The following is a 14,258-nucleotide window of genomic DNA, read 5'->3' as shown; positions in this document are numbered from 1 at the left end:
TCCGCGGCTCGGACGCGTACGGGTCGGATGTTCACGGGTCAGCGGATGCGTACGGGGCGGGTGAGGCGGGCACTCGCCCCCGCATGGGCACCACGGAACGATCCGGACCCCGCCCTCCGGACGCGAATCCGGCCGACGGCAGGGACGAGACCCCGGACGAACGGGCGGACCGGCGCTGGAACGAGCTGCTCCAGGAGCTGCGGGTCGCCCAGACCGGCGTACAGATCCTTTTCGGCTTCCTGGTGGCCGTGGTCTTCCAGCCCCGCTTCGCCGACCTGAGCAACGTCGACCGGACGATCTACGTGGTCACGGTCTTCCTGGGCGCGGCGACGACGGGGGCGCTCATCGGCCCGGTCTCCCTGCACCGGCTGGTGGCGGGGCGGCGGCTGAAACCGCAGACGGTGACGTGGGCGGGGCGCCTGACGCTCGTCGGCCTCGCGCTGCTGTACATGACGATGGCGTCGACGTTCCTGCTGATCATGCGGATGGCGGTCGACGACACGCTCGCCCTGTGGCTGGTGGCCGCGATGGCGGTGTGGTTCGCGCTCTGCTGGTTCGTGCTGCCGATGATCGCGCGCCGCAACGGGCGCGGGCGGGACGACCCCGAGCGCTGAGGGGATCCGGCCCGGGACGGCGGGCCGGCGGCGGTCCGTACGGACCGTGGTCGTACGGCTCGGTGGGACGTACGGGTCAGGCGGCGAGGCCCAGGGCCCGGCGCATCACGATCGCGTTGAGGCGGACCGCGAAGGGGGCGACGTCGGTGAGGCCGAGGCCGGTCACCCGCTCCTTGGGGAGGTCGACGGTGACGTCGACGCAGAAGGCGAGCGCGTACAGCTCCTCGCCCGTCCCCTCGTCCTGGAGGGCGAAGAACAGGTCCCGGTAGTAGCGGGTGCGCTCCGCGGACTCCTCGTAGAAGACCAGGCCCGGCTCCCCCTCGCGGGCCCCGAGCTCCGTGAAGGCCCGCACGAGCTCGCGCTCGACGGTCTCCCAGAACCCGGCCTCCGCGCACTCCGCCGGGAGGGCCTGGCGCACGGCCTCCTTGAGCGAGAGGACCATGACGAGCACGGGCGCGTGCTCCTGGAGTCCCCAGCCGCGCACCATCCGGACGACGTCGCTGTCGGGAACGGCGGCGGCGGCCCGGCTGATCGCCTCGAAGTCGAAGTTGACGGTGGCGGGCGCGATCGCCTCCTGGAAGACCCGGTCGATGGACCGGGCCTCCTCCAGGTGGTCGGGCGCCACCTCGATGACGGTCCTGAAACTGCCGGCCAAGGCTCCTCCTGCGGGTGCTGGGTGATCAGCCGTACGTTCGGATGATCACAGGAGGGGTCAGTATGCCGAGCGCCCCGGGCAGGCGGAACGGCCGTCCGCCGTGCGGACGGGCGGCCCGGGACCGGCGGCTCAGGAGCGGCGGCGGGGCTTGCCGCCGGTGCGGCCGCCGCGGCCGGACGCGGAGCCGCCGGCCGACCTGCCGCCCGTGGACTTGCCGCCGGCCGCCCTCCGGCCCGTCGCGGTCTTCCCGCCGGACGCCTTCCCGCCGGACGTCTTTCCACCGGCCGTCTTCCCACCGCCCCGGCCCGCTCCCCCGGCCCCGGTCGGCTGCGCGGTCTTCCGGCCCTTGCGCTCCTCGGCCCGGCGGCCCCGGGTGCTGTTGACCGTGCGTCCGCGGACGATCCCGATGAACTCCTCCACCAGGTCGGGCGCCTCCTCGGCCTTCGGCCAGGAGAGGGCCACGCGGGACTGCGGCACGTCCGTGAGCGTGCGGTACGTCAGGTCCTTGCGGTGGTGCAGCCTGGCCAGGGACTGGGGCACGGCGAGGACGCCGACCCCGGCGGCGACGAGCTCGACCGCGTCGCCGGTCGTCGCGGGGCGCTCCGCCGCCGGGCGGCCCGGCGGCCGCGCCTCCCAGTCGAGGGTGTCGTCGAGGGGGTGCAGGACGAGTTCGTCGGCGAGGTCCTCGGCCGACACCTCCTCCGCCGCCGCGAAGAGGTGGTCCTTGGGGACCACGACGACGGTCGTCTCCGTGTAGAGCGGGATCGCGCTGAGGTCGTCGCCGTCCACCGGGAGCCGGAGCAGGGCCGCGTCGGCGCCGCCGTCCCTGAGCGCGCCGAAGGCCTCGCCGGGCGTCACGGCGACGAGGGCGAGCGGGACGTCGGGCAGGCGCTGGTTCCAGACCCGCACCCACTTCGAGGGCGTCACCCCGGGCACGTACGCGAGCCGGAAGGACGGCCCCGGGGCGGAGCCCGGTACGGGGTCCACGAGGGAATCGGTGGGGATGTCGCCGGGGGTGTCGACGGGGGAACCCGCGGGGGAAGCGTCCGAGCCTGTCACTCCGCCAGGTTACCGGTAGTGGTCGTGGTCGGAGCTCGGCCACATGCTCGATACCCTTGACACCATGACGTCGCACCAGAACGCCCAGACGATGAAGCCCGCCACCGCGGCGAAGAAGCTGGGTGTGTACCTCGAGGCCACCCCCGCCGACTTCCGGGAGGGTGTCGTCTCGCGCACCGAACTCAACGAGCTCCAGGCCAATCCGCCCGCCTGGCTGCAGGAACTGCGACGCAACGGCCCGCACCCCCGCCCCGTCGTCGCCGCGAAGCTGGGCGTCTCGATCGCCGGTCTCGCGCGCGGCGGCGTCACCGAGGCGCTGACCACCGAGCAGATCGACGCCCTGAAGCAGGAGTCGCCGGAGTGGCTCCAGAAGGAGCGGGCGACGCAGGCCGAGGTCCGCAAGGAGACCGTCCGCATCAAGGAGCGCAACGCGCAGCGCGAGGAGGAGCGGGCCCGCCGCGAGCAGGGCGCCTGACCCTCCGCGTACGCCGTCCCCCCGGCGTACGCCCCCGGACGCCCGCTCCCCCGCCCCCGCCCCGTACCTCCGACGTACGGATCCGGCGTGGCGTCGCGCCGAGCGCGGGAGGCATGCGTTCATGAGCGATACGAGCACCGCGTCCGAGCCCCCGGTCGTCGTCGGAGTCGACGGCTCCGCGCCCAGCCGGCGGGCCCTGGAGTGGGCCCTGGGGGCAGCCGAGGGTCTCGGCGCGCCCCTGGTGGCGGCCCACGTCCGCTCGGACGCCCTCCAGCTGGGCGCCGCCCGGATCGCCTCCCTCGGGACCGATCCGCACCTGCCCGACACGGTCCTGGACGCGGTCCGGAGGACCGTCGAGGAACGCGGCCACCGGCTGCCCGTGCGGTACGAGTCCCTCGACGGCGCGGTGACCGACGCCCTCCCGGCGGCGGCGCGCGGCGCCCGGCTCCTGGTCAGCGGCTCGCGCGGGCACGGCGGCTTCGCCGGGCTGCTGCTCGGCTCGACCGGCAGGACCCTGGCCGCGACGGCGCCCTGCCCCCTGGTCGTCGTCCCGGACGAGGAGCGGGCGGCGCCTCCCTCCGGGGCCCCGGCGCGCCGGGTGCTCCTCGGGCTGCACCCCGAGGAGACCCCGGACGAGGTCCTGGACTTCGCCTTCGACGCGGCCGGCCGGCAGGGCGTGCCGCTGGTGGCGGTGACCGTGCTCCGGCTGCCGCCGACGCCGTCCGCGCTGCTCGCGGCCCCCTCCCCCGCGCTCCAGGTGCCGCCGCCGCTGCCCGCCGCCGACGACGGCGCGGAGCTGGTGGCGGAGGAGGACCGGGACCAGGAGGAGCGGCTGCGTCCGTTCGCCGCGCGGTGGCCGGACGTGGAGCTGGTGCGGACGGTGGTACCGGGGGACGCGCCGGGCCGGCTCGTGGAGGAGTCCCGCGACGCCGGTCTGCTGGTCGTGGGGCGCCACCGTCGGCACCGGCTGGGCTCCCTGCTCGTGGGGTCCGTGGCGCACGCGGTGCTGCGCCACGCGCACTGCCCGGTGGCGGTCGTCCCGCCGGCGGCGACGGGCTCCGCGGGCTGAGGGGACGGGTGGTCGGCCCCGGCCGGGACGGCGGCTGGTAGACAGGTGCCATGACGACCGCCGACGACGCCGCCACCGCCCTCCGCAACGTCCAGCCGCCGCCCGCCCAGGCCTCGCTCGGGGCGGGGGTCGTGGTCGTCGACGACGCCGGGCGGATCCTGCTCGGGCTCGACCGCTCCGGGGTGTGGGAGCTGCCGGGCGGCAAGGTCGAGCCGGGCGAGTCGATCGAGGCCGCCGCCGTGCGGGAGCTGGCCGAGGAGACGGCGCTCGTGGCGGAGGCCGCCGACGTCGAGGTGATCGCGCTGCTCCTGGACTCGGTCACCTCCGCGGCGCTGACCCGGATGACGGCGGCGACGGTCGTGCGCCGGTTCTCCGGCTCCGCCGCCGTCGCCGAGCCGGAGAAGATCGAGCGCTGGGAGTGGACGGACCCGGACCGGCTGCCGGAGGCGCTGTTCCTTCCCTCGGCGCAGGTGCTCAGGGCCTGGCGCCCGGAGCTGCCCGTGCCGGAGGGTCCGTTCCACCGGTACGCCCTGGGCAGGCTGCCCGACCGACCCCGGCCGACCGGGGCGGAGCGTCGGCGCGCGCGGTCGGTCGACCGTGGCTAGCGTGGCCGGTGGAACACGTCATCGATCGGAAGAGAGAGTCACCGTCATGGCCGCACGACCTGAGGGAACCCCGGTCTGGACCGACGCGATGTTCACCGACGCCGAGGGCGCCAAGACGTTCTACGGCGACGTGCTCGGCTGGACCTTCGGGGAGGCCTCCTCGGAATACGGCAACTACACGCAGGCGTACAAGAACGGGAAGGCCGTCGCGGCCGTCGTCCCGCCGATGCCCGGCCAGGACGCCCCGCCGCAGTCGTCCTGGTGTCTGTACTTCGCGTCCGACGACGTCACCGCCACGGCGGAGAAGGTCCGGGCCGCGGGCGGCACCGTCGTGATGGAGCCGATGCAGGTCGGCGAGTTCGGGTCGATGTGCCTCGCGCAGGACCCGGCGGGCGTCGTGTTCGGCCTCTGGCAGGCGGGCGTCCACGAGGGGTTCGAGCTGGAGGGCGAGACCGGATCGTACGTGTGGGCCGAGGTCTTCACGCGGGAGCCGGCGAAGTCGGACGACTTCTTCACCTCGGTCTTCAATTTCGGCTCGAAGAAGATCCTGGACGAGCACATGGACTACCGGGTCTTCGACCTCGGCTCCGACCCGCTGCTCGGCCGGATGGTGATGACGAGCGAGGACTTCCCTGCCGAGATCCCCTCGTACATCCAGGTGTACTTCGCGGTGGACAACTGCGACAAGGCCGTCGAGGCGGCCGAACGCCTCGGCGGGCGCAAGGTGTTCGGTCCGATGGACAGCCCCTTCGGCCGGTTCGCCGCGATCGTCGACCCGCAGGGCGCCGCCTTCGCGGTGATCGACGTGCGGACCACCGTCGGCGAGATGCCCGAGATGGCCTGAGCCGTGCGGGCCACCGCACCGCATGCCCCGCCGCACCGCACACCGCACCGCTCACGTACCGCCCCGGGACCCGGTCCCGGGGCGGTCGCGCGTCCCCGGCGCCGTCGTGGCCGGGTCCGGCCCCCGTCGGCGTCAGGGCCGGAGGCTGGAGACCACGTTGGCGGTGGCGGCGACGCCGTTGTGGATGGTCGGCGCCATGCTGGTGCCGGCGAGGAAGAAGCCGAGGAGCGCGCAGACGAGGGCGTGGGTGAGCTTCAGGCCGCCGCTGCGGAGGAAGATCACCGCCAGGACCAGCAGCAGCACCACGACAGAAATGGAAACGGCCATCGCTCTCACGTCCCTCCGTCGCCGCACCGGAATTGCGGCGTTCGGCCGACAGTGTGGCGGAATGGGCGGTCCGTCCGGACGTGTGGCGGGGCGGCCATACGGGTGAGATGTCGCCCGTTCACTCCCCGGCGGGCCCCTGGAGGCAGTCCTTCCACTCGACCGTGCGGTCGCACCAGCGGTTCAGGAGGACGCGGTCGTGGCCGACGGCGAGGAGGCCGGCGCCGGTCTCCGCGCGGTAGGCCTCGACGGCGGCGACGAGGGCGGCCGTGGTGGAGGCGTCGAGCATGGCGGTCATCTCGTCGCAGATCAGCCAGCGGGGGCGCAGGCCGAGGGCGCGGGCGAGGCAGGCGCGTTGGAGCTGGCCGTCGCTGACCTCGTGGGGGCGGCGGCTGAGGAGGTCGGGGGTGAGGCCGACGGCGGGCGCGAGTGCGGCGACGCGGCCCGCGGCCTCGGACCCGCGGCCGGTGGCGCGCAGGGGTTCGGCGATCAGGTCGGCGAGGGTGAGCCGGGGGTCGGCGGCGGTGCGGGGCTGCTGGAAGACGACGCCGACGGCGGTGCGCTGCGCACGCGGGGCGCGGTGGCGCCAGGCCCGTACCTCGGTGCCGTCGAGGACGAACCGTCCGGCGTCGGGGCGGTGGAGGAGGGCGGCGACGCGGGCGAGGGTGGATTTGCCGCAGCCGCTGGGGCCGAGCAGGCCGACGGACTCGCCGGGGGCGACGGTCAGGGAGGCGCCGCGGAAGACGGGGGCGCGGCGCTCGTATCCGGCGGTGATGGCGTGGAGTTCAAGCACGGGGCCGCTCCGGGTGGTGGCAGGCGACCTGGGCGCGCAGCTCGGGGAGCGTGGCGCAGAGGTCGGTGGCGCGGGGGCAACGCGGGGCGAAGGCGCAGCCGTCGGGGAGGTCGGAGAGCTCCGGCGGCATGCCGGGGACGGGTGTGAAGGCGCGGTCGGGGAGGGCGTCGAGGAGGCCGCGGGCGTAGGGGTGGGCGGGTCCGGTGGGGCCGAAGAAGCGGTGGGCGGGGGCGAGTTCGACGATGCGGCCGGCGTACATGACGGCGACGCGGTCGGCGACGCGTGCGGCGGCGGCGAGGTCGTGGGTGATGAGGAGCAGGCCGCGTCCCTCGTCGACGTGGCGGCGCAGTTCGTCGACGGTGCGGTCGACGAGGTCGCGGTCGAGTCCGGTGGTGGGTTCGTCGGCGAGGAGGAGCCGGGCGTCGCCGATGAGGGCGAGGGAGGTGGCGGCGCGCTGGGCGAGGCCGCCGGAGAGCTCGTGGGGGAAGCGGTCGAGGTGTCCGGCGGGGAACGCGGCGCGTTCGGCGGCTGCCTCGGCGGCCCCGCGGCGGGCCTTGCGGGGCGCGCCGGTGAGGGCCCGGACGGTCTCCTCCAGCTGGGAGCGCACGGTGCGGACGGGGGTGAGGTGGGCGGCGGGGCTCTGCGGTACGAGGCCGACGCGCCGGCCCCGTACGGTGCGGGCGAGGGTCTTCTCGTCGGCGGCGAGCAGGTCGGTGCCGTCGAGGTGGGCGGTGCCGCCGGTCTCGGCGTTGCCCGGGAGCAGGCCGAGGAGCGCGGAGGCGAGGACGGACTTGCCGCAGCCGCTCTCGCCGACGAGGGCGAGGCACTCCCCCGCGGCGAGGTCGAAGTCGGCGTCGCTGACGGCGGCGACGGTCCGGCCGCCGCGCAGCCGGAAGCGGACGGTGAGGCCCCGGACGCTGAGGAGGGCGTCCTCGGCCCGCTCGGCGGTGACGGCGTCGAGTGCGCGGAGCACGTTCTCGGTGGTCACAGCATGAGCTCCGATCGGCGGCGCGGGTTGAGGCGGTCGCGCCAGATGCCCGCGAGTCCGGCGAGGGCGAGGGTCGGCACGATGAGGAGGAGGCCGGGGAAGAGGGTCGGCCACCAGTGCCCGGTGAGCAGCGAGGAGCGGGCGCTCTGCACCAGGTTGCCGAGGCTGGCCTGGTGGCTGGGGAGGCCGAGGCCGAGGAAGGAGAGGGCGGACTCGTGCCACATGGCGTGCGGGACCATCAGGACGGCGGCGAGTCCGGCCTGCGGGAGGACGGCCGGAAGGAGGTGGCGCACGGCGACGCGGAGGCGTGAGGCCCCGCCGGAGACGGCGGCGTCGACGTAGGGCCGGGTGCGCAGGGAGAGGACCTCGGCGCGGACGATCCGGGCGGTGGAGAGCCAGTGGGTGACCGCGACGGAGGCGATGACGGGCCAGACGCCGGGCCGGAAGAGGGCGACGACGAAGATGCCGAGCAGCAGGTGGGGGACGGAGGAGAAGGCGTCGACGAGCCGCATGAGGCCGCGGTCGAGGCGACCGCCGAGGGCTCCGGCGGTCGCGCCGACGGTGGTGCCGATGACGGTGGCGACGAGCGCAGCGACGAGTCCGACGAGGAGCGAGACCCGCAGGCCGTAGACGCAGCGCAGGAGCAGGTCGCGGCCGAGGTCGTCGGTGCCGAAGGGGTGCGCCCAGGAGGGCGGGAGGAGTTTGCGGGAGAGGTCGACGGCCTGTTCGTCGAGCTGGACGAGCGGGGGGACGAGGAGGACGGCGAGGGCGACGGTGCCGACGACGAGGGCGGAGGTCCACAGGCGCAGCCGGTGGGTGCGGGGGTCAGCCATCGAAGCCCACCCTCGGGTCGGCGAGGCCGTACAGGAGGTCGGAGAGGAGGTTGCCGAGGAGGACGGCGGCGGTGGCGAGGACGGTGAGCGCGGCGAGCAGCGGGAAGTCCACGGAGGTGGCGGCCTGCACGGTGGCGGCGGCGATGCCGGGCCAGCTGAAGACGGTCTCGACGAGCAGGGCGCCGGTGATGAGTTCGGGGACCCGGGAGCCGACGAGGGTGAGCATGGGCAGCATCCCGGAGCGCAGGGCGTGGCCGGTGAGGACGGTGCGTTCGGCGAGGCCGCGGGCGCGGGCGCCGCGCACGGGGTCCTCGTCGAGGGCGTCGCCGACGCCCTGGCGGACGTACAGGAAGAACCAGGGCAGCTGGGAGAGGCCGAGGACGAGGGCGGGCAGGACGAGGTGGCGGGCCACCTGGTCGGCGGTGACGGTGGCGCTCGCGGTGTCGGTGAGCCCGCCTGCGGGCAGGGCGCCGAGATTGAGGGCGAAGAACCAGATGGCGAGGAGGCCGAGCCAGAAGGCGGGGGCGGCTTCCAGGGTGTACGCGGCGGAGCTGACGGCCCGGTCGAGGAGGCCGCCCCTGCGGCGGCCGGCGAGGACGCCGAGGAGGGTGCCGAGGGCGAGGGCGACGAGGAAGGCGGTGACGGCGAGGAGGACGGACCAGCCGAGGCGCTCGGTGATCACCTCGGCGACGGGCCTGCGCATGACGGAGGAGTCGCCGAGGTCGCCGGTGACGGCGGCGGTCAGCCAGTCCCACCAGCGGGTGAGGAGGGGTCGGTCGACGCCGAGGTTGGCGCGGAGCTGGTCGAGGTTCTCCTGCGAGGCGGTGAGGCCTGCGCTGCCGGCGTAGGCCTTGACGGGGTCGAAGGGGGAGGCGTCGGCGACGGCGAAGACCGCGAGGGTGACGCCGAGGAGGACGGGGACGGCGGCGAGGACGCGCCGTCCCGTCATCCGGGCCATGGCCCCCCAGGGGAGGCGGCGGCTCACTTCTTCGCGTCCCCGGCCTTGGTGTCCCCGGTGTTCTTCGCCTCGCTCTTCGGCTTCCAGGTCTCGACGTTCCACCAGGGGCCGGAGGCGAGGCCGTGGTCGTGCGGCTCGGTCTGGGTGGTCAGCCCGTCCCAGCGGTCGTTCACGACGTACAGGTGGTCGATGTGGGTGAGGAAGGTGTAGCCGGGGTTCTTCACCAGTTCGCGCTGGACGGTGTCGTAGGCGGCCTTCCGGGCGGCCGGGTCGTTCGTCCTGCGGCCCGCCTCCAGGGCGGTGTCGACGGCCTTGTTGTCGTACCGGGCCATGTTGTTGAAGCCGGCGCCCGCGAGGTCGGACTTGAGCAGCAGGTACTGGTCGAAGTCGGGGTCGCCGGGTGAGCCGCCGCCGGCGAGGACGGCGTCGGTCTTCATGCGGGGTTCGATGACCTCCCAGGTCCCGGCCTGGGTGGTGACGTCGATGCCGGCCTTCTTGGCGTCGGAGGCGTAGGCGAGGGCGTGGTCCTGGCGGAGCTTGTCGCCGGAGAGGTACCAGAGCGGGAAGGCGGCGCGGACGCCGTTGCGGACGCGGATGCCGTCGGGTCCGGGCTTCCAGCCGGCCTCGTCGAGGATCTTCTCGGCGCCCGCGAGGTCGTGGCGGCGCTCGGTGCCCTTGGCGAACCAGGGGCTGTCGGTGGGGACGGGGCCGTAGGCGGGCTTTCCGGCGCCTTCGAGGATCTTGTCGACCATGGCCTGCCGGTCGACGGCGAGGTCGAGGGCGCGGCGGACGGCGGTGTCGCCGGTGACGGGGTGGTGGGTGGGGAGGGTGACGGTGCGGTAGTCGTACGTCGTGGCGGCGTACGTCCGCTTCGCCTTGTCGTCCTTGAAGCCGGCGGCGAGGTTGGGCGGCAGGATGGCGCCGTCGAGGTCCCCGGCGCGCAGCCGGGTGGCGCGGACGTCGTCGTCCTTGATGATCGCCATGGTGAACCTCTTCACCGGGGGCGCGCCGTTCCAGTAGGACGGGTTGGCCTCGAAGCTGAGCTTCTCGCCCTTGGACCAGGAGGTGAGGACGTACGGTCCGGTGCCGATGGGCCGGGTGGTGAAGGCGCCGGTGTTGACGTCCTGTTTCCCCGCGACGTGCTCGGGGGCGATGGCGTGGACGGTGCGCTCTGCGAAGGGGGCGTAGGGGTACTTGAGCCGGAAGACGACGGTGTCGTCGCCGACGGCCTCGACGCTCTTCAGGGCGTCGAGTTCGGTGCGGGAGGGGTTGTTCGTCTTCGGGTCGAGGATGGTGCGGTAGGTGTAGACGACGTCCTTCGCCGTGAAGGGCGCGCCGTCGCTGAAGGTCACGCCGGTGCGGAGCGTGTACGTGTAGGTGAGGCCGCCGTCGCTGATGTGGGGCAGCCGGACGGCGAGGGCGGGCCGCAGCTTCAGGTCGGCGTCGAAGGCGAGGAGCCCGTCGAAGATCTTGGAGTTGCCGTCCTTGCCGTAGCCGAGGAGGGGGCTGAGGGTCTCGGGCTCGTAGGCGATGCCGACGACCGCGGAGTCCGCGGGCCCGGCCGCGTCCCCCGCGGGGCCGGGGTTCGTGCAGGCCGCCGTGAAGGCCACGGTTCCCGCGAGGACGGCGGCGGCCGTGCCGCGGAGGGATCGCGCGGTCATCGTGTCCACACCCCTTTTGAAGATCAACTGTTATTGCGAACAGCATGCAATTAAACAGCATGTAGAGGGGCGTGGACACGGGGGCCCCTTACGCCGGGGCCGTCGGCCCGCTGATACGGGGGCGGGCCGCTCACACGGGGGCGGGCAGCTCCATCAGCGCCGCGATCGCGTCCTGGTGCCGGCCCGCCGAACCGAGGGCGATCTGGTCGGCCTTCGCCCGCTTGAGCGCCAGGTGCGCCGGGTGCTCCCAGGTCATGCCGATGCCGCCGTGCAGCTGGACGCACTCCTCGGCGGCGCGGACGGCGACCTTGGAGCAGTACGCCTGGGCCACGGCCACGGTCAGCGCGGTGTCCGGGGCGCCGGTGGCCAGGGCGTCCGCGGCGGCGCGGGCCGCCGCCCGGGCGCCGACCAGGTCCAGCCAGAGCTGGGCCATGCGGTGCTTGAGCGCCTGGAAGGAGCCGACGGGCCGGTTGAACTGGTGCCGCTCCCGGGTGTGGCGGACGGTCTCCTCCAGGCACCAGGCGGCGAGGCCGAGCTGCTCGGAGGCGAGCAGTCCGGCGCCCGCGAGCAGGCCCCGCCCGACGGCGGCGCGGGCGGCGACGGCGTCGGCGAGCCGGGTGCCCCCGGCGCCGCTCGCGTCGACGACGGCCACGGGGCGGGTCAGGTCGAGCGGGGTCAGGGGCGTGACGACGGCGTCGGCGGCGGGCACCGCGTACAGCCCGTCGGGGCGCGGGACGAGGAACACGTCGGCGGCCACGGCGTCGGCGACCGCCCGCGCGGGGCCCGCCGCGGTGGGCTCGGCGCCGTCGGCCGTCGGCGCGGGCGGCGCCGTCGAGAACGGGACGGCGAGGACCGCGACGCGCTCGCCGGAGGCGAGCGAGGCGAGGAGGTCGCCCACGGCGGCCGTCCCCGGGCCGTCGAGCGCGAGCAGCGTCCCGGTCGCCACGACGGAGCTCGTCAGGTACGGGGCAGGGGTCACCGCCCGGCCCAGCTCCTCCAGGACGACGGCGGCCTCGCGGTGGCTCGCGCCCTGGCCGCCGAGCTTCTCCGGGACCAGCAGCCCGGCGGCGCCCATGTCGGCGGCGAGGCCGCTCCAGACGCCGGGGACGTACGGATCACCGGTCTCGATCCGGTCCAGCAGGGCCTGCGGCCCGGCCCGGTCGGTGAGCAGCGCCCGCACGGCCGCCCGCAGGTCGTCCTCGGTCTCCGAGTAGAGCAGGGGTGTCATCGGGCCAGGTCCTTCCAGGCGACGTCCTTGTCGTTGCGGGGCTCGGGCGGCAGGCCCAGGACCCGTTCGGCGACGATGTTGAGGAGCACCTCGGTGGTGCCGCCCTCGATCGAGTTGCCCTTGGAGCGCAGATAGCGGTAGCCGGCGTCGCGGCCCGTGAAGTCGACCAGGTCGGGGCGGCGCATCGTCCAGTCCTCGTACAGCAGGCCGTCGTCGCCGAGGAGTTCGAGTTCGAGGCCGCTGAGGGCCTGGTTGAGCCGGGCGAAGCCGAGTTTCGTCGCACTGCCTTCGGGGCCGGGCTGGCCGGCGACGAGCTGCTGCCGCAGTCGCTCTCCGGTGAGCCGGGCGACCTCGGCGTCGACCCAGAGGTCGAGCAGGCGCCGGTGCAGGTCGTGGGTGCGCAGTTCGGGGCGCTCGCGCCAGGTCGCGGCGACCTTCCCGATCATGCCGCCCTCGCGGGGGAGGCGGGCGCCGCCGATGGAGACGCGCTCGTTCATCAGGGTGGTCCGGGCGACGCGCCAGCCGTCGCCGACCTCGCCGAGGCGGTGGGCGTCGGGGATGCGGACGCCGGTGAGGAAGACCTCGTTGAACTCGGCCTCGCCGGTGATCTGGCGCAGCGGCCGGACCTCGACGCCGGGGTCGCTCATGTCGCAGACGAAGTAGGTGATGCCCCGGTGCTTGGGGAGGTCGGGGTCGGTGCGGGCGATGAGGATGGCCCAGCGGGCGACGTGGGCGCTGGAGGTCCACACCTTCTGCCCGTCGACGATCCAGTCGCCGGTGGCGGCGTCCCGGACGGCCCGGGTGCCGAGCGCGGCGAGGTCGGAGCCCGCGCCGGGTTCGCTGAAGAGCTGGCACCAGACTTCCTCGCCGACCCAGAGGGGGCGCAGGAAGCGGGACTTGACCTCTTCGGAGCCGTACGCGAGGAGGGTGGGGGCGGCCATGCCGAGGCCGATGCCGATGCGGCGCGGGTCGTTGTCGGGGGCTCCGGCGGCGGCGAGTTCGGCGTCGACGACGGCCTGCAGGGACCGGGGCGCGTCGAGTCCGCCGAGGCCGACGGGGTAGTGCACCCAGGCGAGTCCGGCGTCGAAGCGGGCCTTCAGGAAGTCGGTGCGGTCGGTGGTGGCGGGTGGATGCTCGGTGAGCAACTGCCGCGTGCGGGTGCGCAGTTCGTCGGCGTCGGTCATGCGCGGGCTCCTTCCGGGAGGACGACGAGGCGGCCGGTGGTGGTGCCGTCGGCGACGCGCTGGACGGCGTCGGCGGCCCCGGCGAGGGGGACGCGGGCGCCGACGAGCGGCTTGACGAGGCCCTTGGCCGCGTACGCCGTGAGGGTCTCGTGGCACCGGCCGACGAGCGCCGGGTCCTTCTGGGCGTACAGGCCCCAGTGGAGGCCGAGGATCGAGTAGTTCTTGACGAGGGCGTGGTTGAGGGCGGGGGCCGGGACGGTGCCGCTCGCGAAGCCGACGATCACGATCCGGCCCTCGAAGGCCACGCACTTGGCGGACTGCTGGTAGGCCTCGCCGCCGACGGGGTCGTAGATCACGTCGGCGCCCCGGCCGCCGGTCGCGGCCTTGACGGCGGCGATGACGTCCTCGGAGCGGCGGTCGACGACCAGGTCGCAGCCGAGCGCACGGGCCGCCTCGGCCTTCTCCGGTCCGCCGACGACGCCGATGACGGTGGCGCCGGCCGCCTTGCCGAGCTGGACGGCCGCGCTGCCGACCCCGCCCGCGGCGGCGTGGACGAGGAGGGTCTCGCCCTCCTGGAGGGCGGCGCGGCGGTGGAGGCCGAACCAGCCGGTCTGGTAGCCGATGTGCAGGGCGGCGGCCTCGGCGTCGTCGAGGGACTCGGGGGCGGGGAGCAGCCCGGCGGCGTCGGCGAGGGCGTACTCCGCGAAGCCGCCGTGCGGAAGGGCGGTGGTGGTGATGACGCGGCGGCCGTCCTCGGTCTCGGCGCAGATCTCGACGCCGGGGGTGAAGGGGAGCGGGGGCCGCACCTGGTAGTGGCCGCGGCAGAGCAGCGCGTCGGGGAAGTTGACGTTCGCGGCGCGGACCTTCAGCAGGACCTGCCCGGGCCCGGGGGTGGGCGGTTCCACCGTGTCGAGGCGCATCACCGCACCCGGTTCGCCGTTCTCGTGCACACGCCATGCCTGCATCCG

General features: G+C 74.6%; 16 protein-coding genes. 5 read left to right on the top strand and 11 right to left on the bottom strand.

What is annotated here, in order from left to right; all coding sequences use genetic code 11:
- Nucleotides 1-83 precede the first annotated feature (83 nt).
- Complete coding sequence (locus tag ACWDVG_RS18975; protein WP_451700398.1) at nucleotides 84-614, top strand: DUF6328 family protein; 531 nt, start codon at nucleotides 84-86, stop codon at nucleotides 612-614.
- Between the two features lie 76 nt (nucleotides 615-690).
- Here ACWDVG_RS18975 and ACWDVG_RS18970 read toward each other — a convergent pair whose 3' ends face one another.
- Both ACWDVG_RS18970 and ACWDVG_RS18965 read right to left on the bottom strand, forming a co-directional pair.
- Nucleotides 691-1,269 (bottom strand): Type-2Aa cytolytic delta-endotoxin, encoded by a 579-nt coding sequence (locus ACWDVG_RS18970; protein WP_451700396.1) that lies wholly within the window; start codon nucleotides 1,267-1,269, stop codon nucleotides 691-693.
- Between the two features lie 129 nt (nucleotides 1,270-1,398).
- Nucleotides 1,399-2,274, bottom strand: a complete 876-nt coding sequence (locus ACWDVG_RS18965) for a LysR family transcriptional regulator substrate-binding protein (protein WP_451700446.1) — start codon at nucleotides 2,272-2,274, stop codon at nucleotides 1,399-1,401.
- 97 nt (nucleotides 2,275-2,371) lie between these two features.
- On the opposite strand from ACWDVG_RS18965, the gene ACWDVG_RS18960 reads away from it, so the two are divergent.
- The 4 genes from ACWDVG_RS18960 (at nucleotide 2,372) to ACWDVG_RS18945 (ending at nucleotide 5,321) form a co-directional block, all read left to right on the top strand.
- Nucleotides 2,372-2,803, top strand: a complete 432-nt coding sequence (locus ACWDVG_RS18960) for a DUF5997 family protein (protein ID WP_451700395.1) — start codon at nucleotides 2,372-2,374, stop codon at nucleotides 2,801-2,803.
- 121 nt (nucleotides 2,804-2,924) lie between these two features.
- Nucleotides 2,925-3,872: a universal stress protein gene (locus ACWDVG_RS18955; RefSeq protein ID WP_451700394.1), complete on the top strand. Its 948-nt coding sequence runs from the start codon at nucleotides 2,925-2,927 to the stop codon at nucleotides 3,870-3,872.
- 50 nt (nucleotides 3,873-3,922) lie between these two features.
- Complete coding sequence (locus ACWDVG_RS18950) at nucleotides 3,923-4,477, top strand: nucleotide triphosphate diphosphatase NUDT15 (protein WP_451700393.1); 555 nt, start codon at nucleotides 3,923-3,925, stop codon at nucleotides 4,475-4,477.
- 46 nt (nucleotides 4,478-4,523) lie between these two features.
- A complete protein-coding gene (locus ACWDVG_RS18945; RefSeq protein ID WP_451700392.1) occupies nucleotides 4,524-5,321 on the top strand; it encodes a VOC family protein in 798 nt (265 codons plus the stop codon).
- Nucleotides 5,322-5,453: 132 nt separating this feature from the next.
- Here the strand turns inward: ACWDVG_RS18945 and ACWDVG_RS18940 are convergent, their stop codons facing one another.
- The 9 genes from ACWDVG_RS18940 to ACWDVG_RS18900 all read right to left on the bottom strand — a co-directional run bounded on the left by ACWDVG_RS18940 (nucleotide 5,454) and on the right by ACWDVG_RS18900 (nucleotide 14,255).
- Nucleotides 5,454-5,648, bottom strand: a complete 195-nt coding sequence (locus ACWDVG_RS18940) for a hypothetical protein (protein WP_384562485.1) — start codon at nucleotides 5,646-5,648, stop codon at nucleotides 5,454-5,456.
- 118 nt (nucleotides 5,649-5,766) lie between these two features.
- Entirely contained in the window at nucleotides 5,767-6,438 is a 672-nt protein-coding gene (locus ACWDVG_RS18935; protein WP_451700391.1) for an ABC transporter ATP-binding protein, read from the bottom strand.
- Nucleotides 6,431-7,411: an ABC transporter ATP-binding protein gene (locus ACWDVG_RS18930; RefSeq protein ID WP_451700445.1), complete on the bottom strand. Its 981-nt coding sequence runs from the start codon at nucleotides 7,409-7,411 to the stop codon at nucleotides 6,431-6,433. Before ACWDVG_RS18930 ends, ACWDVG_RS18935 begins: the two co-directional genes overlap by 8 nt.
- 11 nt (nucleotides 7,412-7,422) lie before the next feature.
- Nucleotides 7,423-8,259 (bottom strand): ABC transporter permease, encoded by an 837-nt coding sequence (locus tag ACWDVG_RS18925; RefSeq protein WP_451700390.1) that lies wholly within the window; start codon nucleotides 8,257-8,259, stop codon nucleotides 7,423-7,425.
- Complete coding sequence (locus ACWDVG_RS18920; protein ID WP_451700389.1) at nucleotides 8,252-9,244, bottom strand: ABC transporter permease; 993 nt, start codon at nucleotides 9,242-9,244, stop codon at nucleotides 8,252-8,254. The genes ACWDVG_RS18925 and ACWDVG_RS18920 overlap by 8 nt, the downstream gene beginning before the upstream one ends.
- Nucleotides 9,241-10,878 carry an ABC transporter substrate-binding protein gene (locus ACWDVG_RS18915; RefSeq protein ID WP_451700388.1) on the bottom strand — a complete coding sequence of 546 codons (1,638 nt, stop codon included), beginning with the start codon at nucleotides 10,876-10,878 and terminating at the stop codon, nucleotides 9,241-9,243. The genes ACWDVG_RS18920 and ACWDVG_RS18915 overlap by 4 nt, the downstream gene beginning before the upstream one ends.
- 130 nt (nucleotides 10,879-11,008) lie before the next feature.
- On the bottom strand, nucleotides 11,009-12,106 hold the full coding sequence (locus ACWDVG_RS18910; protein WP_451700387.1) for an acyl-CoA dehydrogenase family protein: 1,098 nt from the start codon (nucleotides 12,104-12,106) through the stop codon (nucleotides 11,009-11,011).
- Nucleotides 12,103-13,290, bottom strand: a complete 1,188-nt coding sequence (locus ACWDVG_RS18905) for an acyl-CoA dehydrogenase family protein (RefSeq protein ID WP_451700386.1) — start codon at nucleotides 13,288-13,290, stop codon at nucleotides 12,103-12,105. The genes ACWDVG_RS18910 and ACWDVG_RS18905 overlap by 4 nt, the downstream gene beginning before the upstream one ends.
- Nucleotides 13,287-14,255 (bottom strand): NADPH:quinone oxidoreductase family protein, encoded by a 969-nt coding sequence (locus tag ACWDVG_RS18900; RefSeq protein ID WP_451700385.1) that lies wholly within the window; start codon nucleotides 14,253-14,255, stop codon nucleotides 13,287-13,289. Before ACWDVG_RS18900 ends, ACWDVG_RS18905 begins: the two co-directional genes overlap by 4 nt.
- Nucleotides 14,256-14,258 lie beyond the last annotated feature (3 nt).

The sequence above is a fragment of the Streptomyces sp. NPDC003327 genome (assembly GCF_053589515.1).
This window is presented reverse-complemented; position numbering and strand designations above follow the sequence as displayed.